Consider the following 22335-nt stretch of genomic DNA (forward strand, 5'->3'; position numbering starts at 1 on the left):
CATGGCGTCGACGGTGTGGCGCGCGCTACATTAGACGGCATGGCGGACATGGGCACCCTGCGAATCGAGCACTCACCTGCCCAGGAGCGGTACGAGGCGATCCTCGTCGCCGATTCCCAGGGCGACGACGAGATCGTCGGTTATCTCGACTACGTCTCCGAGCCCTACCAGGTGGTCATCACGCACACCGTGATCCGCGAGCAGTTCAGTGGTCACGGGTACGCGGGCCAATTGGTCCAGGCGGTCCTCGAGGACATCCGGCGCGGCGGCAAGCAGGTCGTGCCGGTCTGCTCCTACGTGCAGCGCTTCATCGAACGTCACCCCGAGTTCGCGGACATGGCGGTTCCGGTTCCGCAATGACCGGTCCGGACACGGCCGCCCCGGTACCGGGGAAGCGCGCCGCCGCGTCGGCAGGGACTCCGGCCAACTCCGCGTGAACAACTGTCGAACACCTTCGTCAGATGTGCGTTCGGTGTTGGTCGAGCCGTAAGCTGCCCCTGTGACCGCCGCAATCTTCGCCGCGACGATCGCGTTCGTACTCGCGCTCTGCCTCGGTGTCGTGATCGGTCGACGCACCCGGGACCGGGACCGGTCTCGAGGGTTCGCGTTCCTCGATCGCATCCCGCGTCGTTCCGCATCCACCGCCGCCGAATTCGTTCCCGAGGCGACCCTCGGTCCCCGTGAGGTGCCGGCCTCGGCCGAGGTCCGTGACTCCGACGTGCAGGCGACCACCGACGACGGCCGGATGACCAAGGCCGGTCTGTTGAGCATGGTCGTGCGCAACACCGAGACCGCCATCGCCGTGGTCGACGAGTTCCGCGACGTCGTGCTGTACAACCAGCGGGCCGTCGAACTCGGGCTCGTACGCGAGATGCTGCTGGCCGACCCGGTGTGGGAGGCCGTGAAGGAAGTGCTCGACACCGGCGTCGAACGGCGCTTCGAGTTCAGCCCGCCGATGTCGAGTCTCGGCTTCGTCTCGACCGGACGGACGCCCCGGCCCAGTGTCGAGCACGTGCGCTGTCACGCGCGGATCGTCGCGCAGGGCGAGGAACGCTATGTCGTCGCGTACGGACTCGACGACACCGAACACAAACGCGTGGAGGCCACCCGGCGAGACTTCGTCGCCAACGTCTCGCACGAGCTCAAGACCCCCGTCGGCGCGATCGGGCTGCTCGCCGAGGCGTTGCTCGAGTCGGCCGACGACACCGATTCGGTGCAGCACTTCGGTCGCCGCGTCGTCGGCGAGACCAAGCGCATGGGCAACATGGTGAGCGAGCTGCTGGCGTTGTCCCGACTCCAGGACGGCGTCACACCGGAGTTCACCTGCATCGACGTCGACTCGCTCATCGACGACGCGCTGGCCGCGGCGACGCTCGCCGCCGAGGCGGCGGCCATCGAACTGCGCGCCGACGGTCCGATCGGCGTCATCATCCGCGGCGACCGTCCGCTGCTGCTCACCGCACTGAACAACCTCATCTCGAACGCCATCTCGTACTCGGCGTCGGACACCGTGGTCTCGATCAGCCGCCGCGTGATCAAGATCGACGGGCGGCCGATGGTCGCCATCGCGGTGACCGACCGGGGGATCGGGATCGAGCCGGAGGATCAGCAGCGGGTCTTCGAGCGGTTCTTCCGGGTCGACAAGGCCCGGTCCCGGATGACCGGCGGAACCGGGCTCGGGCTGGCCATCGTCAAGCACGTGGCCGCCAACCACGGCGGGACCATCAATTTGTGGAGCAAGCCCGGCACCGGCTCGACCTTCACGCTGTGCATTCCGGAGGACCTGTCCGACGCCGGCTGGCCGCCGGCAGCCCAGCAGGCACTGTCGGATCCCGATGCGCCGCCTCGCGCACTTCCCTCCGCGGAGGGTGACGACCCATCTGCCCGACCCACCGAAGGAAACAAGAGTTGACCCACGTTCTGATCGTCGAGGACGAGGAATCGCTGGCGGATCCGCTGGCCTTCCTACTGCGCAAAGAGGGCTTCGAGGCCAGCGTCATCACCGATGGCGCGCAGGCGTTGCCGACCTTCGATCGGGTCAGTCCCGACATCGTGCTCCTCGATCTCATGCTGCCCGGGATGTCCGGAACCGAGATCTGCAAGGCCTTGCGCACCCGGTCGAATGTCCCGGTGATCATGGTGACCGCGCGCGACAGTGAGATCGACAAGGTCGTCGGCCTCGAACTCGGCGCGGATGACTATGTGACCAAGCCGTATTCGGCGCGTGAGCTGATCGCCCGCATCCGCGCGGTGCTGCGGCGCGGCGGGGAGGTGCCCGACGACGGTCTGGAGATCGGGATCCTGGAGGCCGGGCCGGTCCGGATGGACGTCGAGCGACACACCGTGTCGGTCAACGGAACGTCGATCACTCTGCCGCTCAAGGAGTTCGACCTCCTCGAGTATCTGCTGCGCAACTCCGGCCGCGTCCTTACCCGGGGTCAGCTCATCGACCGGGTGTGGGGCGTCGACTACGTCGGCGACACCAAGACACTCGACGTGCACGTCAAGCGCCTGCGCTCGAAGATCGAGCCCGACCCGGCGAATCCGAAGCACCTCATCACCGTCCGCGGCCTCGGGTACAAGCTCGAGGCGTGAGCCGGCCGGGCCGCGGCGCCCGGGGACTACTCCGGGGGCTGCAGCTCGTATTTGACGTCGGTCTCGCGGCGCTGGGTCGCGGCCTGCGTCGCCGGGTGGATCGCGATGAGCCCCAGCCCGTTCCGGCGTCGGCAGGCGGCTGCCAGCGCCGCATAGGCGGCCTCGCCGAGCAGCGCGGTGAGCTCGGGTGCGTACGACTCCCACACCTGCTTGGCCCCGATGTGGACGTCGGGGGAACCCGAGCAGTACCACTTCAGATCGTGGCCGCCCTCGCCCCAGCCGCGCCGGTCGAATTCGGTGATCGTCGTCTGGAGCACCTGGGTGCCGTCGGGGCGTTCGATCCAGTCCTGCTCACGACGGATGGGCAGCTGCCAGCACACGTCGGGTTTGACCGTGAGCGGTTCGAGTCCCTTGCGCAGGGCCATCGAGTGCAACGCGCAGCCGACGCCGCCGGCGAACCCGGGTCGGTTCAGAAAGATGCACGCGCCCTTGTGGAGTCGCGTCTTCAGGGCGGGCTCGTCGTCGAGGTCGCTCTCCTCGAGGTACCCCTTCGGGCCGACCGGGTCCTTGCCGGAGCCCTTTTTGTAGAACTGCCAGTCCTCGGGCGTCAGCATCGCGACGCCGCGGGCGAGGGTTTTGCGATCGTCCTTGTCGGACAGGTATGCGCCGTGACTGCAGCAGCCGTCGGTCTCCCGGCCCGGGAGGATGCCCTGACATGCGGGTGTGCCGAACACGCATGTCCAGTGCGAGAGCAGCCAGGTGAGATCGGCCCGGATGACGTGCTCGGGGTCGGCGGGATCGGCGAATTCGTACCATTCGCGCGGAAAGTCGAGTTCGACCTCCGGCGCGGGATCGATGCGAGGCGCGGACGGCGAAATGGCGGTCACCTTTTACACGGTAGCCGGGATCGGGCGGTGCATGCGGCTGCACTACCGTTGACCCGTGCGCTTAGGAGTCCTCGACGTGGGCAGCAACACAGTCCACCTCCTGGTGGTCGACGCCCATCGTGGCGGTCACCCCACCCCGATGAGTTCGACCAAGGCGGTCCTGCGCCTGGCCGAACAGATAGACGCCGACGGCCGGATGAGCGATCGCGCCGTCGCCAAGCTCATCGAGTCGATCGACGAGTTCACCCACATCGCCCGGACGTCCGGTTGCGAGCAGATGATGGCGTTCGCGACGTCGGCCGTGCGCGATGCGACGAACTCCGACGACCTGCTCGACGAGATCGAGCAGCGGACCGGGGTGCGCGTGCTCGTCCTGTCGGGGCGCGACGAGGCCCGGTTGACGTCGTTGGCGGTGCGCCGCTGGCGTGGCTGGAGCGCCGGCCGCATCCTCGCTCTCGACATCGGCGGCGGCTCCCTGGAGATGTCGAACGGCGTCGACGAGGAACCCGACGTCGCACTGTCACTGCCGCTGGGGGCCGGACGACTCACCCGCGAGTGGCTGCCCGACGATCCGCCGGACCGGCGGCGGGTCGGCGTGCTGCGCGACTGGCTCGACGCCGAACTCCGCGCACCGGCGGCCCAACTGCTCGCACCCGGTGCGCCGGATCTGTGCGTCGGCACGTCGAAGACCTTCCGGAGCCTGGCCCGGCTGACCGGCGCGGCGCCGTCGAGTGCCGGACCGCGGGTGCGCCGCGAACTGACGACGAGCGGGCTTCGTCAGCTCATCTCCTTCATCTCCCGCATGACCAAGGCCGATCGCGCCGAACTCGAGGGCGTCAGCTCGGATCGGGCGGGCCAGCTGGTCGCCGGGGCGCTGGTCGCCGAGGCGGCGATGCGCGCGTTGCAAGTCGATACACTGGAAATCTGTCCGTGGGCACTCCGGGAAGGTGTGATCCTGCGCCGACTCGACGCGGAGCAGGCCGACGCGCTGGAGCCGACACCGGTGCAGGGCGTTCGCGAGGGCGTCGGCTGACACCCTGGTAGACCCGGACCCAAACGTTCGAGAACGAGGACGGAGAGCCACTACATGCCGAAGGATTCGGAGCCCGAATCCCGACCCATCTCGGTGTCGGAACTTCTCGCCCGCTCGCAGGGGTCCCAGGGGGACTCGCCGGCACGTACCCGTGACGGCCGCGGCCGCCGACGCGCCGGCCGGGACGGATCGTTCTCGGTGTCCGAGCTGACCGGCGAGATCCCGAAGGTCGCCGACGCGGGAGAGGGTTCCGCGGCGCCCGCGGCCCGGCCCGAGCCGGCAACCCGGCCCGAGCCGGCAACCCGGCCCGAACCCGCAACCCGGCCCGAGCCGGCTGCCCCACCAGCGAGCACCGCGCCTGCGGAGACGGCGGCCCCGGAGAAGGCAGCTCCGGAGAAGACTGCTCCAGAGAAGACGGCTCCGGAGAACGGTGCCCCGGAGCGGGACACGACCCCGCGGAACCGTCCGGCCGCGGCCGCCGCGCCGTTCCCGCGTTCGACGAACCCGGTCCCGCGCCGCCCGGCCGACGATCAGCCCGTCGTCGACCGGCCGCGCGCCGACCAGCAACACCAGGCACGGCCGGGTAACCGCACCGCCAGCGGGATGCCCGGTTACGGCCAGGAAGCCGTCCCGCCGATGTCGACGCGTGACTTCAGCTCCGAGGCGGTGGCACGTCGCCTCGGGCAGACGCCGCCGCGAGATTCCGCTCCCGTCGACCAGGAGTCGGCGAACGCCGTCACCGGCATCATCCCGGTGGTGGGTGAGAACGGGTCGGATCTGTCGGTCGTCGACTCCGACGACGTGGTCACCTACGACCTGACCGAGGTCGATGCGGGCACCGACGGCCCCCGCGAGCGCGGCGACGGCGGGTTCTCCGAGGTCATGGACTTCGACGCCTATCGCAACTTCGCAGATGTGGAGAGCGGGAACGACGGGCCGGGGGGCAAGGGCCGGTCCGGGGGCCCGGCCCGCAAGATCGGGGCGTCGAAGAAGACCGGTCCGTCGGGTGTCGTCGGGTTCGCGCGCAAGCTCTTCGGCGGCAAGAACCGGGACCGGAACGATCCCGATCGCCACACCGACGACCACCCGGACGCACACACCGACGGCAACGAGTCGACGCACGACTGGGCAGCCACCGCGGCCGCCGCCGCGACTGCGGGTGGCACGACGGCGGCGATCGCCGCGGCGCACCCCGAGACCCATGAGGCCGACGGTCGGTGGACCGGCTCGGACGAGACCGAGAGTCTCCAGACCGCCGACCGCCCCACCGACGACCACCCGACCGAGGCCATCGAACCGATCGAGTCCGCGTCCGAGGACGACGAGGGCCGGGTCGACCTGGTGAAGGAGCGCGAGCCGGAGGGTCCCGCCGAGCCCGAGGGCCCGGCGGAGTTCGATGCTCTGCACGACACCACGGACATCGACGAGACCTCCGATGACGACGCCGATCCCGACTCGGCAGCCGCCACGGCGGAACACGCCGGACAGGACGTCGTGCCTTCGGCCGCGGACGCGGAGTCCGCCGAGCGGACCGGCACCGTCGACACGCCGGCACCGGCACCGGACGGTCGGGCGACCGACGACGCCGAGGAGTCGCCGGTGAAGGCCTGGCTGGTGTTGTTCGGACAGGCGATCGTCGGCCTCGCGGTCGGCGTCGGCCTGTTCTGGGGTTTCACCGAACTGTGGCGATGGAATCCGTACTTCGCGCTGGTGCTCGCGGTCCTGGTGATCTTCGGCATCGTGACGCTGTCGCATGTGGTCCGGCGCACCAAAGACCTGCCGACGACGCTGCTCGCGCTCGGCGTGGGTCTGCTGGTCACCATCGGGCCGCTGGTGTTGTTGGCCGCGTGAGCCGGTGTGAACCGATGAACCCGTCGGGAGCGGAGCGAAGCGGGCGGACCGGATGAGACCCGACCTCCTGCGTCCGTCCGCCGAGATCCCGATCGGTCTGTCGACGGCGTCGGTCTATCCCCAGAACACCGAGGCGGCCTTCGCCTACGCCGCCGAACTGGGCTTCGACGGCGTCGAGTTGATGGTGTGGGGTGACGCTCTGAGCCAGGACATCCGGCGGGTCGAGTACCTGTCGGACCACTACCAGGTTCCGGTGCTGTCGATCCACGCCCCGTGTCTGCTCATCACCCAGCGGGTGTGGGGACGCGACCCGGTCGTGAAGCTGGCCCGTGCGGTGGAGGCGGCCGAGGATCTCGGTGCGTCGACCGTCGTCGTGCATCCGCCGTTCCGGTGGCAGCGTGGCTACGTCGCCGCCTTCGACGATCTCGTCGACGAACTCGAGGCGGACAGCGGGGTCGCGGTCGCCGTGGAGAACATGTTCCCCATGCGCGCCGACCGGCTGTTCGGCGCAGGGGAGCCCTCGGTCCGGCGACTCAGCAAGCGCGGCGGTGGTCCCGGTCTGGCGGCATCGGCGTTCGGCAAGTCGATCGATCCGACCGATGACGGCTACGCGCACTACACGCTCGATCTCTCGCACACCGCGACCGCCGGCGTCGACGCCCTCGCTCTTCTCGACCGGATGGGCTCGCGCCTCAACCACCTGCATCTCGCCGACGGCAACGGTGCCGCCACCGACGAGCACCTGATCCCCGGTGACGGGGCGCAGCCCTGCGCCGAGGTGTGCCGGCGCATCGCGGCGAGCGACTTCGCCGGGGCGGTTGTGCTCGAGGTCACCACGGGGAGCGCGCGCACCAAACCCGAGCGCAGCGCGCTGCTGGCCCGTTCGCTAGATTTTGCGCGGCGGCATCTCAAACGGGAGCTGCACCCCGAGCCCACCGGCCAGTTGAGCAGCTGATTCGTCGGGGGACGGGTCTCCTCGACGAAGGCGGGACGATGACCAGCAAGATCACCCAGGTGCAGGAGCTGACCGAGGTCGACCGTGGCGGTCCGGACTCGATCACCCTGCGGGCGCACATCGACGAGACGTTCACGATCGGCCCCAAGGTGCACGGCGGCACGCTGCAGATGGTGGTCGCGAAGGCGGCCCGGACCGCGCTGACCGCGCTCACGCCGGACGGCGACCGGCTCGCCGAGTCGGCGGCCGCGATGATCCCGGTGGCGATCTCCAGCGACTACCTCACCGCTCCCGATGCCGCGGACGTCGACCTGGTGATCAGTGTGCGCAAGCGCGGGCGCACCGTCACGGTCCTGTCGGTCGACGCCGTGCAACTCGGTCGGACCGTGGTGTCCTCGTCGGTGACGATGGCCCGTCCCGACAGCGGCCGGCCGCACCACTCCGGCCCCACGGTCCTCGACTCCGTGCCCGTGGAACCGTCGTCGACCGGCATCCCGCTCGACGGTTCGCCCATCGCCGAGGTCAACCACCTCGGCGCCGCCATCGACCTGGTCCTCGACTCGGAGACGTTCCCCGTCGTCCGCGGCGAGACCGGCGAGCCGCTCGTCCGCGGGTGGATCCGGCCGAAGGGCGTCGAACCCGACGAGTACTTCACGGTCCTGGTCGGTGACATCTCGCCCCCGGTCGTCATGAACCTGGCGCTGTTCGGATGGGCGCCCACGGTGCAGCTGACCACCTACGTCCGGCGCCATCCCGCGCCCGGCTGGCTGCGTTTCGCCGCGACGAGTTCCGAGGTCGGCCCCGGAATGTTCGAGGAGGACCACCTCGTGGTGGACTCGACCGGGACCGTCGTCGCACAGTCCCGTCAGCTCGCCCTCATCCCCGCAGGAAGGTAGACATCCGTGTCCGAACGCATCGCCATCATCGGCGGAGGCAAGATCGGTGAGGCACTGCTCGCCGGTCTGATCGGTGCAGGCACCCCCACCAAGGACCTCGTCGTCGCCGAGCGGGTGGAGAGCCGCGCCGCCGAGATCGCCGAGGAGTACGGCGTGCTGGTCACCGACGTCAAGAGCGCGGCCGAGTCGGCGCAGTATGTGTTCCTGGCGATCAAGCCCGACGACGTCGACTCGATCCTGCGCATCCTCGCCTCGGCGGAGGACAACGCGGAATCCGAGCGAGTGACCGTGACCCTGGTGGCCGGCCTGCCCTGTCGCGCTACGAGAGCGCGCTGCAGGCCGGGTCGCCCGTCATCCGGGTCATGCCCAACACCCCGATGCTCGTCAACGAGGCGATGTCGGCGGTCTCGGCCGGCCGGTACGTCGGCGACGAACAGCTGCAGGCGGTGGTCAAGATTCTGCAGACGGTCGGCCGGGTGACGGTTGTGCCGGAGAAGCAGATGGACGCGGTCACCGCGGTGTCCGGTTCCGGTCCGGCCTACGTTTTCCTGCTCGCCGAGGCGATGATCGACGCCGGCGTCGGCTTGGGGCTCACCCGTGCCCAGGCCTCGGAGATGGCGGTGCAGACCATTCGCGGCGCGGGCATCCTGCTGAGCGACTCGGGGCTGTCCGCGGTCGACCTGCGTGCGGCCGTCACCTCGCCCGGCGGAACCACCGCCGAGGCGATCCGGGAGTTCGAGGCCAACGGTCTGCGGCACGCGGTGTACCAGGCGACTCGTGCCTGCGCGGCCGCCAGCGCCCGCGGCGGACGTCGAGTGGAAGTCGAGGGTTTGGCGCAGGGACACGCCGTCACCGACACCCCATGAATTGTGGTCGAACGGCCGACAAACCCCAGCATGTTGGGGTCGAGTCACAGGAATCTCAGAAATACCGGTCTCTCACGTCGCTTTTTTCACATCTGCCACGCTAAGCTTCTTTAAGCACGTGCGTGTCTGATGTCCGCAGGAGGGGAAGCCTGCGGCCGCGACGCGTGCACCGGAGGTATGAGTGATTCATGGCACCTGCAGACACTCCTGGTGACAGGACAGGCGCAGTGAGCAACGCGGCTTCGGCGTCGCAGTTTCTCACCGTCGCCGAGGTTGCATCGTTGATGCGCGTTTCGAAGATGACCGTCTACCGTCTCGTCCACAACGGCGAACTGCCCGCGGTTCGGGTCGGACGCTCGTTCCGTGTGCACGCGAAAGCGGTCCACGACTACCTGGAGACGTCGTACTTCGACGCCGGCTGATCCGGCTTTCGCACCACGCCTGAACAGCAGTTTCTTCGAAAGGTCTCCGTGACCGGCCCACGCCGGTCACGGGGCCTTTTGCGTGTGGGCGTCCCCGGCCGCCGCTCGTTGGCCATCGCGATTTCCCGATCCGGCGTGCCGCCCGGTAGGCTCGGTGGTCGCGTACCTGGATGCGCCGGTGAGCCCTACGTGACACACCGCCGCTCGTCGCTTCGCTCCCGGCGCCGTACCCGGCTGAAGTGCAGACCAGGGCCGAACAAGTACATCAGTGTCAATCGTGAGGAAGCGCCCCGATGGGTTCAGTGATCAAGAAGCGCCGCAAGCGCATGTCGAAGAAGAAGCACCGCAAGTTGCTGCGTCGGACCCGGGTGCAGCGTCGCAAACTCGGTAAATAGGCTTTTCTTCGGCATCAGGACCCGCTACGGCGGGTCCTTTTGTCGTCCCGGGCCTCCTCGGTGCGCCGGAACGCCCGACTGGCGATAGCCTCGGGGCATGGCCGAATCCACCTCCGCACCCCCCAGGGTGGTCCTGGTCACCGGGGCGTCGACCTTCCTCGGCGGCTACCTGGTGGCCCGTCTCGCGGCCAATCCGGACATCGAGAAGGTGCTCGCCGTGGACTCGCGGGTGCCGCGCAAGGATCTCCTCCGCCGGATGGGGCGAGCGGAGTTCCTCCGGGTGGACATCCGGCGTCCCACGATCGCGAAGGCGCTCGCCGCCTATGACGTGGACACGGTCGTCCACGCCGCGACGTCGATCGCCGACACCGCCCCGCACTCCCCTGCGATCAAGGAGTTCAACCTCGTCGGGGCGATGCAGGTGTGCGCGGCCTGCCAGCGCACACCATCGGTGAAGCGTCTCGTGCTGCGTTCCACCGCCATGGTGTACGGCGCGGGCAGCCGCGACCCGTCGCACTTCGCCGAGGAGACGCGCGCTCCCCGGGAGCCGAAGCGGGGATACGGTCGAGATCTACTCGACGTCGAGGGTTACGTCCGCGGCCTCGGTCGGCGGCGTCAGGACATCGACATCACCATCGTCCGCCCGCAGGCCATGTTGGGTCCGCGCATCACCACCCGGATGAGTTCGTACCTCTCCCTGCCGGTCGTGCCGACGGTGATCGGATTCCAGCCGCGCCTGCAGTTCCTGCACGAGGAGGATGCGCTTGCGGCGATGGAGCACGTCACCCTCGCCGGGAAGGTCGGCACCTACAACATCTCGGGCGAGGGCGTGGTGACGCTCACGCAGGCGATCCGACGCGTCGGGCACATCGAACTGCCTGTTCCGAGCAGTCTGCTGGCGCCGATCGCGGGGGTGTTCCAGGACCTGCGGTCGGCGAAGCTGCGGTCGTCGCAGACGGAGTTCCTCACCTACGGCCGGGTGCTCGACACGACCCGCATGCGGACCGAACTCGGCTTCGTCCCGCGGTACACGACGCTGGAGACGTTGGACGACTTCATCGAACGCAGCGGGGTGACGCCGGTGATCGGGTCCGATTCGTGGAGATCGTTCGAGCGACGGGTCGTGTCGGCCGCCCACCAGTTGCAGTGAAATTCAGGGTCATGATGGCGGCGAAGTCGCCGTGAGCATGCGCAACGTGGGTGCAACCTCTAGACTTGGACGCCAGACCCACATCGCGCCCAGCGCTCCTACGCCGCGACTCGTTCGCCCCGGCGGTCCGAGTGCCGGCAGCAACCCGAGCCCAGACCCGGCCCGGATTTCGAACCCAGGACTCAGCTAGGGGTGAGCACTTTGGCAGGTGGCGGAGCGACAGATGCACGTACCGCGAAAGTCATTCAGCTCTACACATCGCCGACGGGTCCCGATGCCCGGGGTGTCCGGGAATCGGGTCGCCGACGCCATCCGAGTCAGCAGGTCGGTCGTGAACGATCGAAAAGCGCAGCGGCGCAACGGGGATCGTCGACGCTCGGACACCCCAACACCGATGGGTTCGGCCGCGCGCCCGCGCAGGTGACCCCGATCAGCGACGAGATCACCCTTCCCGACGAGGCGCTGGGCGTCGAACATCGCGGTCCGTCGAAATCGAGTCCGCTGTTCAGCCTGGGCGGTCTGCGCGGCGCGGTCGCCGACACCCTCACCTCGACCGCCGGGTTCATCCGGGAACGGATGGCGGGGGAGTACGAGGTCGACGAGTTCGGATTCGATCCCCACTTCACCGAATCGGTGTGGTTCCCGGCGATCCGGCAGGTCTACGAGAAGTGGTTCCGCGTCGAGGTCACCGGTGTGGAGAACCTGCCGCGCGAGGGTGGGGCGCTCCTGGTCGCCAACCACGCGGGCACGATCCCGGTCGACGCCGTGATCACCTCGCTGGCCGTGCGCGACAACCACCCGGAGGGCCGGTACCTGCGGGTCCTGGCCGCCGACATGGCCTTCGACACGCCGGGCGTCAGTGAGGTCGCGCGGCGGATCGGTGCGACGCTGGCGTGCAACTCCGACGCCGACCGTCTGCTGCGCGCGGGTGAGCTGACCGCGGTCTGGCCCGAGGGGTACAAGGGCATCGGCAAGCTGTACAAGGACCGCTACAAGCTCCAGCGGTTCGGCCGCGGCGGGTTCGTGACGACCGCGCTGCGCAACGCCGCGCCGATCATCCCGGTGTCGATCGTCGGCTCCGAGGAGATCTACCCGATGCTCGCCGACCTCAAGCCGCTCGCCAAGATCCTCGGCCTGCCGTACTTCCCGGTGACCCCGCTGTTCCCGTGGCTCGGGCCGCTGGGCATGGTGCCGTTGCCGTCGAAGTGGCACATCCACTTCGGCCGGCCCATCGAGACCGGCTCCTACGACGAGGCGTCCGCCGACGACCCGATGGTGGTCTTCGATCTCACCGACCACGTGCGCGAAGAGATCCAGCAGACCCTCTTCCGGATGCTGAGCCGGCGCGGAAGCGTCTACTTCGGCTGAGCTCGGTGTCGCGCGGGGGCGTGGCGCGCGTTCGACGCCCGTTCCGGTCCGTCAGCTGATACTCATGGAGCATGCGTGCAGTCGTGTGCCGGCAGGGCGAGCTGACGGTCGAGGAGATCCCCACCCCGGAGCCCGGCAAGGGTCAGGTACTGCTCCGCGTTCTCCGCGCGGGCATCTGTGGTTCGGACCTGCACGCCCGGGTCCATGCCGATGCCACGGCGCAGGTGTCCGCCGAGGTCGGCTACGACGCATTCATGCGATCCGGGCAGTCGGTGGTCATGGGACACGAGTTCGCCGGCGAGGTGGTCTCCTACGGGCCCGGTTGCCGTAAACGCTGGTCTCCCGGGACCCCGGTGGTGTCGGTCCCGATGATCCGGCACGGCGCCGACGCCCACCTGACCGGACTGTCGGAGTCCGCGCCGGGCGGGTACGCCCAGTTCGTCCTGGTGTCGGAGGACATGACCTTCGAGATCCCGGAGAACCTGCCCGCCGAGCATGCTGCGCTGACCGAGCCGATGGCCGTCGCCCATCACGCGGTCCGACGCGGGGAGGTGGGACGCCGGGATGTCGCGGTCGTCGTGGGTTGCGGCCCGATCGGGCTGGCCGTCATCACGATGCTGAAGGCCGACGGAGTTCGCACGGTCATCGCGAGCGACCCGTCACCCGGCCGCCGGGTGCTGGCTCATCGCGTGGGGGCCGACATCGTCGTCGACCCGACGGTGTCGTCGCCGTTCGAGCGATGTGCCGAGGTCGGCAAGTACATCACTCGCGCCCAGGATCTGCTGGGCGCGGCGTTCGATGCCATGCGGACCCTGCGGCGGATTCCGCTGGCGCCATGGTCCTCGGTCTTCCGCATGGCCGACCGGCTGGGTGCCACGCCGAAGGGCCCTGTCGTCTTCGAATGTGTGGGGACGCCCGGGATGATCGAGCACGTCGTGTCCGAGGCGCCGTTCCGGTCGCGGATCGTCGTGGTCGGGGTGTGCATGGAACCCGACACCTTCCGCCCGGCGATGGCACTCAACAAGGAACACGAGTTGCGGTTCGTGTTCGCCTACGACCCCGCCGAGTTCCACGACACGCTGCACATGATGGCCGACGGCAAGGTCGACGTCGCACCGCTGATCACCGCGACGGTCGGTCTCGACGGCGTGGGAGCGGCATTCGATGCCCTCGGCGGCGCCGAACACCACGCCAAGGTCCTCATCGACCCGATGAGTGAGGTGGACTCGCTGTAGGCGGAGGGTTCGTCGATCGTGCGCCGGATTCCGTCGACTGTGCGGCCCCTCCGCTGGTTGAGCCGGCCCCGAGCGGAGCGAGGCGCCGTGTCGAAACCACCTGGCGACCACCCCCACCCCTCCGCTGGTTGAGCCGGCAACGAGCCGCTAGGCGAGTCGCCGTGTCGAAACCACCTGGCGACCCGACGATCTCAGCCACCACCGACCCGGACGGCACCATACCGCAACGCCCAGCGCACATTTCGTCTACGACGATGTCATCTGCTGTGGAGACTCATCCACGTTTTGTCGGTGGTCGGGTTTAGATTGGTTGGTAACAGCTCACCCAGCTCGGGGCGGGTGACGAAACAAGCGTCGGGGGGCGTTGTGAAGGCTTGGACCGATCTACCGGGCGAGTACATCGCCGGGGTCGATCCTGCCCACGCCGCCGAGACCGACATGGTCATGTTGATGGCCGGCCTCGACGCCACCCGACGCGGCGAGTCCTACCTCACCTGGCACCGCTATCAGACGATCGCGGCGATGACCGACCGCCTGATCACCACCAGCGCGTCCGGGTTCGTGATGGACGGCCACGCTGATTGCGTCGCCCGCATCGCCCGCCAAGCCGGGGTGTCCCGCCGGCACGCCGAAACCCTGATCGACGAGGCCATCGCACTGCGCGATCGGCTACCCGAGGTAGCGGACACGCTGCGTGACGGGGTCCTGTCGCAGTGGCAGATCCGGTTGGTCATCTCCCGCACCGAACTGATCCCCACCGATGACCCCATCACCCCCGCGTTGGATGCCGAGATCGCCGACACCGTGCGCCGCCGCACAGGTGTGTGGGACCGAGCGCGCCTGCGCGACATGGTCGACCGCCTGGTCTTCCGCCACGACCCCGACGCGGTACGGCAACGCCGCAAAGACGCGATGGATCAACGTGGGGTGTGGACCCACGAACTGCCCGACGGCACTGCCGAACTCACCGCGGTGATGTCGGCGGAGAATGTGCGGATCTCGGCCAAAGCCGTCGCCATCCTCGCCGACTCGGTCTGCAAGCGGGATGGCCGCACCCAGGGGATACGACGATCCGATGCGATGTTCGCGCTGTTGACCCGCACCAGCTTCGACTGCCAGTGCGACGATGAACAGCCGTGCACCGCCGACATCCCGGACCCGCAAAGCGTCCTCGACGCGGTCCGCGCCGAGGTCGTGATCCATGTCGTCACCGATGCCTCCACCCTGGCCGGAGCACCCGGGGTCGGGTTCCTCGACGAACACGGCATCATCAGCGACGAACACGTCCGTGACCTCGCCGCCCGCCCGGACGCCACGCTGTCCCCGGTCACCCCCGCCCGCACCCAACCCACCTACGCCGCCCCCAGCACCAACGACGATGACCAGCGGCGGACCGCCCAGCGCCCGGCACCAGCCGAGGACACCCGAGCCGACGACGCCACGACCGGCGCACACGGCGAAAACGAAACGGACGCAGCCGAACCCGATCGACCCGTCGAGACCACCGCGAGTGTCGCGGTGGTGTATCCGGCCACCCATCCCGGCAACGGGTACCGGCCCACCACGTCGTGCGCTGACTTCGTACGCGTACGCGACGGCTACTGCACCGAACCCGGCTGCACCCGTTCAGCGTTCGCCTGCGATCTCGACCACGTCACCGAATACGACCACACCGACCCCGCCCGCGGTGGAGCGACGTCGAGTGAGAACCTCAACGCCAAATGCCGTCCCGGTCACCTGTTCAAAACCCACGGGGACTGGGTCGATGTGCAATACCGCGACGACGACGGCCGCCTGGTCACCGAATACGAAACCCCCGAAGGGGTCACCCTGCCCGGCGACGCCGAAACGCTGGAAGACACCTTCCCCAACCTTCGGCGGATCCGGTTCGAACAAGCCGCCCAAGCCCCACCCACACCACGGGTCATCGCCTCCGACAACCCGGAGCGCACAACCAGCCGACTGGACGCCAAACTGGCCCGCCGGCGACAAGAACGCGCCCGCAACAAACGAGCCCGCGAAGAACTCGACCGCCTCGGCCCACCGCCCTTCTGATCCGGGGAGTTAGGGCCGGCAGCGTCGCAGGAACGATCAGCGCTGCCGCAGGAACCGCGCCGCGGCTGCGGCCCCACCGCCCGCGGCGCCCAGCACGATGGCGGTGCCGGCGCCGTACTTCGCGGCCTTACGCGCGGTACGGAAGTCGTACATCTCCCAGCCGCGGACCTTGGCGACGTCGCGCAGGTCCGTGTCGGGGTTGATCGCCACCGCGCGGCCGACGAGCGACAGCATCGGTACGTCGTTGTGTGAATCCGAGTACGCCGTACAGCGTTTCAGGTTGAGCCCCTCGCGGATCGCGAGCGCGCGCACCGCATGGGCCTTACCGGGGCCGTGCAGGATGTCGCCGACGAGCCGCCCGGTGAAGACCCCGTCGACGCTCTCGGCGACGGTGCCCAGCGCACCGGTCAACCCCAGCCGGTCGGCGATGGTCTGCGCGAGTTCGACGGGTGTCGCGGTCACCAGCCAGACCTGCTGTCCGGCATCGAGGTGACGCTGTGCCAACGCCCGCGTACCCGGCCAGATCTTGTCCGCGATGTAGTCGTCGAAGATCTCCTCGCCGAGCTCGACGAGTTCGGAGGTCGGCTTGCCCGCGATGAACGACAACGCCTTCTCCCGGCCCTCCGCGACGTCGCGCGCGTTCTCCTTGCCGGTGATCCGGAACTTCGCCTGCGTCCAAGCGAAATCCATGATGTCGCCGTACGTGAAGTACTTCCGCGCGGCGAGACCGCGAGCGAAGTGCACGATCGACGCGCCCTGGACCAGGGTGTTGTCGACGTCGAAGAAGGCGGCGGCGGTGAGGTCGCGCCGCGGTTCGCCCGGGATCTCGGCCGTCGGGCGCGAACGCAGCGAGTCGACGGCGGCCTTCGCGCTCGCCTCACCGGCCAGGGTCTGGCGGAGTTCGTGCGCGGTCTGCCGGAAGCGGCCGGTCGCGGCGGTCGCCCGCTGAGAGATCCAGGTGGTGACCCGGTTGGTCTCGTCGTCGACGAGTTCGTGGAGTTCGGCGTCCTCGTCGAAGTCGTCGGTGAACTCCACGCTCGCGGCGTGGGCCTCCCAGTCGTCGCCCGTCGGGCCGTCGCCCTGCATCGGATTCGGCGGGAGAAGTGCGGCGTCGTCGGGCGTCTCGTCGTCCTGCCGGTCTTCCGGGCCCGGGGTCTCGCCCACTGCCCACCTCCCACGCGTAGCGCCAGCACTGCTTGCCGGGTACAGCCTAGTGGTGCGCCTGGGAACCGGGCGACTGGTCTCCGGCGTTCGATCCCCACGCCCGGTGACGGACCGCACACCGTCGGCGGGGGAGGGTCACCCGGCTGATCCCGCGGGTGCTGCGCTGGGAGGATGGTCGGCATGACGGTGGAACTGTTGACCCGTGCGGGGTGCGCGGCGTGCGCGGCGGCCCGCTCCGAACTGACCCGGATCTGCGCCGAGATGGGCGTGGAGTTCACCGAGGTCGACGTCGACGAGGCGGCCGAAGGAGGCCGGCCGGACGTGCGCGCCGAGTTCGGCGACCGGCTCCCGGTGGTCCTCCTCGACGGTGACGAGCACAGCTACTGGGAGGTCGACGAACCGCGTCTGCGGGCGGATCTCGCGGCGCGGCGGTGATCGGCGACCACGTTCGACGAGACGCCTAACACAGCACCGCCGATCCCGAGGGGCCGTGTGAACAGATTCACAGGGAAGTTATATCCTCCGTTGGTCGGGAAGAGTCGGGTCCCGGTGTCTGGTGACGCCGGCAGATGTGTGGGAGTGCGAGTGGGCGCGGAGAGTGCGAAGTCGGCCGACGCCGACCCTCCTGCGTCCGCCGTCCCTCCGGTCGACGACCCCGCCACCGACATCCCCGGTCCCACGGTTGCCCGGTTGGCCACCTACCTGCACGTACTGCGCTCGTTCAGTCGTCGGGGCATCCTGCTGGCGTCGAGCGGCGAGCTCGCGACGGCAGCCGGGGTCAACCCGGCCATCCTGCGCAAGGACCTCTCCTACGTCGGCGCCAACGGCGTGCGCGGCGTCGGATACGACGTGGGCAAGCTGACCGCCCGGATCTCGATGACGCTGCACACCGACAGCATCCACACCGTCGCGCTCGCGGGCGCCGGCTCGCTCGGCCGTGCGCTGCTGTCGCACGCCGGCTTCGGACGCGGCTTCCGGGTCGCCGCGATGTTCGACGCCGATCCGGCCCTGACCGGCGCGGTTCTCGAGCCGGGCGGCCCGCGGGTCGCCCCGCTGACCGACATCGCCGCCGTCTGCGCACAGGTGGTCCCGGCCGTCGAGATCGCGGTGATCGCCACCGCCGACGACGACGCCCGACGCGTCTTCGATGCATTCGTGGCCGCGGGTGTCCGGCAGGTGCTCAACGTCACGCCCGTGTCGCTTCCGGCGGAGTCGGATGTTGTCGTCAGACAAGTTGATCTAGCCTTGGAACTACAGGTGTTGGCTTTCCAGGCCTCTCGCGGGCCGCGCGACGACGTCAAGGAGGCGCGCGAGGCGAAGCCGACGCGGGGGCACCGGGGAAGTGCCGGACACCAGGGAAATGTGATGGGTGAAGAAACGGTGACAGCGTGAGTGTTCTGTTGTTCGGGGTATCGCACCGCAGTGCTCCCGTCGAGGTGCTCGAGCGGTTGGCGGTCTCCGACCACGACCGCCCCAAACTGATCGACGAACTGCTCTCCTCGCGGGCGATCTCCGAAGCCATGCTCGTGTCCACGTGCAACCGCGTGGAGATCTATGCCGTCGTCGACGCCTTCCACCCGGCGCTCGAGGCGGTCGGCTCGGTCCTCGGCGACCACTCCGGCATGACCGTCAACGAGATGACCCGCCACGCCTACGTCCGTTACTCCGAGGCCGCCGTCGAGCATCTCTTCACCGTCGCGGCGGGCCTCGACTCGCTCGTCGTCGGCGAGCAGCAGATCCTCGGTCAGATCCGCAACGCCTACCTCAGCGCCGACGCCAACGACTCCGCCGGACGAGTGCTGCACGAGCTGGCGCAGCAGGCGCTGCGGGTCGGCAAGCGCGTGCACACCGAGACCGGCATCGACCGCGCGGGTGCCTCCGTGGTCTCCGTCGCGCTGCACCGTGCGAAGTCGCTGCTCGCCGATCCCGCGACGGGCGCGCATCGCCTGCGCCGCGCGGTGGTCGTCGGTGCCGGCGCCATGGGCGGTCTGGCGACCGCGCAGCTGGCCCGTGAGGGCGTGACCGAGATGGTCGTCGTCAACCGGACCGTCGACAAGGCCGACCACCTCGCGGGCAACATCGCCGCCAACCACGGCATCAGCGTCCGCGGCGTCGGGCTCGACGACCTGCCGGAGGCGATGGCCACGGCCGACGTCGTCGTCACGTGTACGGGCGCGATCGGCGCGGTCGTCGGCGTCGGGTCGGTGCACTCGGCGCTCGCGGCCCGTACCGGGGACGCAGCACCGCTCGTCATCTGCGACCTCGGGCTCCCGCGCAACGTCGACCCCGCCGCGGCCCGCCTGCCCGGCGTGCACATCGTCGACATCGAGGGACTGCGCGGCGACTCCGAGACCCAAGCCGCCGAGAATGACACCCTCGCCGCCCGGTCGATTGTCGCCGCCGAGCTCGCCGACTACCTCACGCACCAGCGTCAGGCGGAGGTCACCCCGACCGTCGCGGCCCTGCGCCAGCGCGCGGCCGACGTCGTCGAGGCCGAGATCCTGCGCCTCGAGACCCGCCTGCCCGACCTCGAGGGCGCACAGCGCGACGAGGTCGCCAAGACCGTCCGCCGCGTCGTCGACAAGCTGCTGCACGCACCGACCGTGCGCGTCAAGCAGCTCGCCTCGACCCCCAACGGGGATCACTACGCCGAGGCGCTGCGTGAGCTGTTCGAACTCAAACCCGGTGCAGCCGAAGCGGTTTCGGCTCCCGACCATCTCGGTGGCCTGCCTTCGGGCGACGCGGCCGGCGATCTGGGTGACCGATGAGCGAACCCTCCACCGCGCCGATCCGGATCGGTACGCGGGGCTCGCTGCTGGCCCGGACCCAGTCGCAGACCATCGCCGACGCCCTGACCGCCGCCGGACATCCCGCCGAACTGGTCATCATCAAGACCGCCGGTGACGCCTCGGCGGCCCCCGTCACCGAGATCGGCGTCGGGGTGTTCACCACGGCGATCCGCGTCGCGCTGCGGAACAACGAGGTCGACGTCGCGGTGCACTCGTACAAGGACCTCCCGACCGCCCCCGAGAACGACCTCACGATCGCGGCCATCCCGCCGCGCGTCGATCCCCGGGATGCGCTGGTCGCACGCGACGGAATGGTGCTCGGCGAACTGCCGCCCGGCTCGGTGATCGGTACCTCGGCCCCGCGGCGGGCCGCGCAGCTTAGAGCACTGGGTCTCGGTTTGGAAATCCGCCCCCTACGAGGCAACCTAGACTCTCGGTTGGGCAAAGTCGCCAGCGGCGAACTCGACGCAGTCGTGGTCGCCCGCGCCGGACTCGTGCGGATCGGACGGACCGACGTGGTCTCCGAGGCGCTCGAACCGGTGGTCATGCTGCCGGCGCCGGCGCAGGGTGCACTCGCTGTGGAGTGCCGCTCAGACGATGCCGAACTGGTGAGAATTCTCGCCGAGTTGGACGACCAGTCCACCCGCGCGGCCATCGAGGCCGAACGGGCGGTACTCGCGGCTCTCGAAGCCGGATGTACCGCACCGGTCGGTGCGATCGCCGAGGTGGTCGAGTCGATCGACGAGGACGGGCGCATCTTCGCCGAACTGTCGTTGCGTGCGGCGGTGGCGGCCGAGGACGGGTCGGACGTGATCCGCGCTTCGGTGGTGGGTCCGGTCGATCGTGCCGTTCAGCTGGGCAAGGACCTCGCCGCCGAACTGCTGGAGCTGGGAGCGGGCGACCTCGTCAACTCTCCCTAGCAGAGAACGAACTGCAGCCCTCGCCGAGAGGGCAGGAGAGTGCGAACCCATGAGCCGTACGAAGAAGGCAAATCCCGGACGGATCCTGTTCGTGGGGTCGGGTCCAGGGGACCCAGACCTGCTCACCGTGCGGGCACGCACCGTGATCACCAACGCGACCACCGCCTACATCGACCCCGATGTACCCGCGCCGGTGGTGTCGCTGATCGGCAGTGCGCATCGCGACGAACCCGCCGCCGACACTCGCCGATCCACCAAGAAGGCCGAGAAACCCGCTGACGACGCCGCGTCGACGCCCGCCGGATCGGCCGACGACTCGCAGGCCGTCGGTGACGAGGCCGGCGCGGCCGATGCCGGGCAGGCCGACGAGGAGTCGGTGGTCCGACCGGCGCTCGGCGACCCGGCCGAGGTCGCCAAGACCCTCGTGGCCGCGGCCCGCAACGGCGACGACGTCGTGCGCGTGGTCGCCGGCGATCCGCTGACCACCGATTCGGTCCTCGCCGAGGTCAACGCCGTCGCCCGTACGACCGTCACCTTCGAGGTGCTGCCGGGCCTGCCCGCCGCATCCGTGGTCCCGAGCTACGCCGGCATGCCGCTCGGTTCCACCCACACCGAGGCCGACGTGCGCGGCGAGGTCGACTGGGCCGCGCTGGCCGCGGCCCCCGGCCCGCTGGTGCTGCACGCGACATCGGGCCACCTGGCCGAGACCGCCAGCGCGCTCACCGAGCACGGCATGGCCCCCCAGACCCCGGCCGCCATCACCATCAACGGCACCACCTGTGCGCAGCGCACCATCGAGGCCACGCTCGCGACGCTCAACGAGCAGGGCAACGCGCTCACCGGTCCGCTGATCGTCACGGTCGGCAAGGTCGTGGGTGCGCGCGGCAAGCTGTCGTGGTGGGAGTCGCGCGCCCTGTACGGCTGGACCGTCCTGGTGCCGCGGACGAAGGACCAGGCCGGCGACATGAGCGAACGCCTCGTCAGCCACGGTGCGATGCCCAAGGAGGTGCCGACCATCGCGGTCGAGCCGCCGCGGAGCCCCGCGCAGATGGAACGCGCCGTCAAGGGTCTTGTCGACGGGCGGTACCAGTGGGTGGTGTTCACCTCCACCAACGCGGTGCGCGCGGTGTGGGAGAAGTTCGCCGAGTTCGGGCTGGACGCCCGGGCGTTCTCCGGCGTCAAGATCGCCTGCGTCGGTGAGGCCACCGCCGAGAAGGTGCGCTCCTTCGGCATCAACCCCGAACTCGTGCCGTCGGGTGAGCAGAGCTCGCTCGGTCTCCTCGAGGACTTCCCGCCCTACGACGACGTCTTCGACCCGGTGAACCGAGTCCTGTTGCCGCGCGCCGACATCGCGACCGAGACACTGTCCGAGGGACTGCGCGACCGCGGCTGGGAGATCGACGACGTCACCGCTTACCGCACCGTGCGCGCCGCACCGCCGCCCGCCGAGACCCGCGAGATGATCAAGACCGGTGGTTTCGACGCGGTCTGCTTCACCTCCAGCTCGACCGTGCGCAATCTCGTGGGCATCGCCGGAAAGCCGCACGCGCGCACCATCGTCGCGTGCATCGGGCCCAAGACCGCCGAGACCGCAACGGAATTCGGCCTCCGGGTGGATGTGCAGCCGGAGAACGCATCGGTGCTCGAACTCGTCGACGCGCTCGCCGAGCACGCCGCCCGACTTCGGGCCGAGGGCGCACTTCCGCCCCCGCGCAAGAAGTCTCGCCGCTCGCGTTCCTGAGTTCCGAGGAGAT

The 22335-nt window shown here is 69.4% G+C and carries 20 protein-coding genes and 1 pseudogene; 19 read left to right on the forward strand and 2 right to left on the reverse strand.

Translation table 11 applies throughout. From position 1 onward, the window contains the following. Positions 1 to 39 precede the first annotated feature (39 nt). The 3 genes from QAD21_RS04535 to QAD21_RS04545 all read left to right on the forward strand — a co-directional run bounded on the left by QAD21_RS04535 (position 40) and on the right by QAD21_RS04545 (position 2595). The gene (locus QAD21_RS04535) at positions 40 to 360 is read left to right on the forward strand and encodes a GNAT family N-acetyltransferase (RefSeq protein WP_058252631.1); all 321 of its coding nucleotides are present in this window, start codon (positions 40 to 42) and stop codon (positions 358 to 360) included. 139 nt (positions 361 to 499) lie between these two features. Next, positions 500 to 1912, forward strand: coding sequence for an ATP-binding protein (locus QAD21_RS04540; RefSeq protein WP_058252632.1), 1413 nt, complete (start codon positions 500 to 502; stop codon positions 1910 to 1912). After that, positions 1909 to 2595 (forward strand): response regulator transcription factor, encoded by a 687-nt coding sequence (locus QAD21_RS04545; protein ID WP_058252633.1) that lies wholly within the window; start codon positions 1909 to 1911, stop codon positions 2593 to 2595. The genes QAD21_RS04540 and QAD21_RS04545 overlap by 4 nt, the downstream gene beginning before the upstream one ends. A 26-nt stretch (positions 2596 to 2621) precedes the next feature. Here QAD21_RS04545 and QAD21_RS04550 read toward each other — a convergent pair whose 3' ends face one another. Beyond that, entirely contained in the window at positions 2622 to 3482 is an 861-nt protein-coding gene (locus QAD21_RS04550) for a hypothetical protein (RefSeq protein WP_068970362.1), read from the reverse strand. Positions 3483 to 3537: 55 nt separating this feature from the next. On the opposite strand from QAD21_RS04550, the gene QAD21_RS04555 reads away from it, so the two are divergent. The 11 genes and pseudogenes from QAD21_RS04555 (at position 3538) to QAD21_RS04605 (ending at position 15708) form a co-directional block, all read left to right on the forward strand. After that, positions 3538 to 4515, forward strand: a complete 978-nt coding sequence (locus QAD21_RS04555; RefSeq protein ID WP_171011611.1) for a Ppx/GppA phosphatase family protein — start codon at positions 3538 to 3540, stop codon at positions 4513 to 4515. Between the two features lie 54 nt (positions 4516 to 4569). Continuing rightward, the gene (locus QAD21_RS04560; protein ID WP_165630533.1) at positions 4570 to 6366 is read left to right on the forward strand and encodes a hypothetical protein; all 1797 of its coding nucleotides are present in this window, start codon (positions 4570 to 4572) and stop codon (positions 6364 to 6366) included. Between the two features lie 52 nt (positions 6367 to 6418). Further along, positions 6419 to 7321, forward strand: a complete 903-nt coding sequence (locus QAD21_RS04565; RefSeq protein ID WP_078113004.1) for a sugar phosphate isomerase/epimerase — start codon at positions 6419 to 6421, stop codon at positions 7319 to 7321. Between the two features lie 38 nt (positions 7322 to 7359). Then, positions 7360 to 8217 carry a thioesterase family protein gene (locus QAD21_RS04570; protein WP_058252638.1) on the forward strand — a complete coding sequence of 286 codons (858 nt, stop codon included), beginning with the start codon at positions 7360 to 7362 and terminating at the stop codon, positions 8215 to 8217. A 6-nt stretch (positions 8218 to 8223) separates the two neighbouring features. Then, positions 8224 to 9083 (forward strand): annotated as a pseudogene (gene proC / locus QAD21_RS04575) (pyrroline-5-carboxylate reductase). Between the two features lie 188 nt (positions 9084 to 9271). Further along, the gene (locus QAD21_RS04580; RefSeq protein WP_004019963.1) at positions 9272 to 9505 is read left to right on the forward strand and encodes a helix-turn-helix domain-containing protein; all 234 of its coding nucleotides are present in this window, start codon (positions 9272 to 9274) and stop codon (positions 9503 to 9505) included. Between the two features lie 293 nt (positions 9506 to 9798). After that, entirely contained in the window at positions 9799 to 9900 is a 102-nt protein-coding gene (locus tag QAD21_RS04585) for an AURKAIP1/COX24 domain-containing protein (RefSeq protein WP_003402602.1), read from the forward strand. A gap of 97 nt (positions 9901 to 9997) precedes the next feature. Then, complete coding sequence (locus QAD21_RS04590; RefSeq protein WP_058252640.1) at positions 9998 to 11050, forward strand: NAD-dependent epimerase/dehydratase family protein; 1053 nt, start codon at positions 9998 to 10000, stop codon at positions 11048 to 11050. A gap of 192 nt (positions 11051 to 11242) precedes the next feature. Continuing rightward, entirely contained in the window at positions 11243 to 12418 is a 1176-nt protein-coding gene (locus tag QAD21_RS04595; RefSeq protein WP_171011610.1) for a lysophospholipid acyltransferase family protein, read from the forward strand. Positions 12419 to 12489: 71 nt separating this feature from the next. Beyond that, the gene (locus QAD21_RS04600) at positions 12490 to 13653 is read left to right on the forward strand and encodes a zinc-binding dehydrogenase (protein ID WP_137809731.1); all 1164 of its coding nucleotides are present in this window, start codon (positions 12490 to 12492) and stop codon (positions 13651 to 13653) included. Between the two features lie 366 nt (positions 13654 to 14019). Then, on the forward strand, positions 14020 to 15708 hold the full coding sequence (locus QAD21_RS04605) for an HNH endonuclease signature motif containing protein (RefSeq protein WP_280360565.1): 1689 nt from the start codon (positions 14020 to 14022) through the stop codon (positions 15706 to 15708). 36 nt (positions 15709 to 15744) lie between these two features. On the opposite strand, the gene QAD21_RS04610 is transcribed toward QAD21_RS04605, so the two are convergent. Further along, positions 15745 to 16872: an HAD-IB family hydrolase gene (locus QAD21_RS04610; protein WP_068972464.1), complete on the reverse strand. Its 1128-nt coding sequence runs from the start codon at positions 16870 to 16872 to the stop codon at positions 15745 to 15747. A gap of 180 nt (positions 16873 to 17052) precedes the next feature. On the opposite strand from QAD21_RS04610, the gene QAD21_RS04615 reads away from it, so the two are divergent. The 5 genes from QAD21_RS04615 (at position 17053) to QAD21_RS04635 (ending at position 22322) form a co-directional block, all read left to right on the forward strand. Next, on the forward strand, positions 17053 to 17307 hold the full coding sequence (locus tag QAD21_RS04615; protein WP_226512566.1) for a glutaredoxin family protein: 255 nt from the start codon (positions 17053 to 17055) through the stop codon (positions 17305 to 17307). 150 nt (positions 17308 to 17457) lie between these two features. After that, positions 17458 to 18264: a redox-sensing transcriptional repressor Rex gene (locus QAD21_RS04620; protein WP_226512567.1), complete on the forward strand. Its 807-nt coding sequence runs from the start codon at positions 17458 to 17460 to the stop codon at positions 18262 to 18264. Beyond that, complete coding sequence (locus QAD21_RS04625) at positions 18261 to 19640, forward strand: glutamyl-tRNA reductase (protein ID WP_226512568.1); 1380 nt, start codon at positions 18261 to 18263, stop codon at positions 19638 to 19640. The genes QAD21_RS04620 and QAD21_RS04625 overlap by 4 nt, the downstream gene beginning before the upstream one ends. Next, a complete protein-coding gene (hemC, locus tag QAD21_RS04630) occupies positions 19637 to 20581 on the forward strand; it encodes a hydroxymethylbilane synthase (RefSeq protein WP_065629205.1) in 945 nt (314 codons plus the stop codon). The genes QAD21_RS04625 and hemC overlap by 4 nt, the downstream gene beginning before the upstream one ends. 49 nt (positions 20582 to 20630) lie before the next feature. Then, a complete protein-coding gene (locus QAD21_RS04635) occupies positions 20631 to 22322 on the forward strand; it encodes a bifunctional uroporphyrinogen-III C-methyltransferase/uroporphyrinogen-III synthase (protein ID WP_068972462.1) in 1692 nt (563 codons plus the stop codon). Positions 22323 to 22335: the final 13 nt, after the last annotated feature.

It is taken from the genome of Gordonia sp. SMJS1, from assembly GCF_029866425.1.
Classification (GTDB): Bacteria; Actinomycetota; Actinomycetes; order Mycobacteriales; family Mycobacteriaceae; genus Gordonia; species Gordonia hongkongensis.

What these genes read in the sequence shown, in the direction of transcription:
- QAD21_RS04535 (WP_058252631.1), top strand. Translation starts at nt 40, where the DNA reads ATGGCGGACATGGGCACCCTGCGAATCGAGCACTCACCTGCCCAGGAG.
- QAD21_RS04560 (WP_165630533.1), top strand. Translation starts at nt 4,570, where the DNA reads ATGCCGAAGGATTCGGAGCCCGAATCCCGACCCATCTCGGTGTCGGAA.
- QAD21_RS04565 (WP_078113004.1), top strand. Translation starts at nt 6,419, where the DNA reads ATGAGACCCGACCTCCTGCGTCCGTCCGCCGAGATCCCGATCGGTCTG.
- QAD21_RS04570 (WP_058252638.1), top strand. Translation starts at nt 7,360, where the DNA reads ATGACCAGCAAGATCACCCAGGTGCAGGAGCTGACCGAGGTCGACCGT.
- QAD21_RS04580 (WP_004019963.1), top strand. Translation starts at nt 9,272, where the DNA reads ATGGCACCTGCAGACACTCCTGGTGACAGGACAGGCGCAGTGAGCAAC.
- QAD21_RS04585 (WP_003402602.1), top strand. Translation starts at nt 9,799, where the DNA reads ATGGGTTCAGTGATCAAGAAGCGCCGCAAGCGCATGTCGAAGAAGAAG.
- QAD21_RS04590 (WP_058252640.1), top strand. Translation starts at nt 9,998, where the DNA reads ATGGCCGAATCCACCTCCGCACCCCCCAGGGTGGTCCTGGTCACCGGG.
- QAD21_RS04600 (WP_137809731.1), top strand. Translation starts at nt 12,490, where the DNA reads ATGCGTGCAGTCGTGTGCCGGCAGGGCGAGCTGACGGTCGAGGAGATC.
- QAD21_RS04615 (WP_226512566.1), top strand. Translation starts at nt 17,053, where the DNA reads ATGACGGTGGAACTGTTGACCCGTGCGGGGTGCGCGGCGTGCGCGGCG.
- hemC (WP_065629205.1), top strand. Translation starts at nt 19,637, where the DNA reads ATGAGCGAACCCTCCACCGCGCCGATCCGGATCGGTACGCGGGGCTCG.
- QAD21_RS04635 (WP_068972462.1), top strand. Translation starts at nt 20,631, where the DNA reads ATGAGCCGTACGAAGAAGGCAAATCCCGGACGGATCCTGTTCGTGGGG.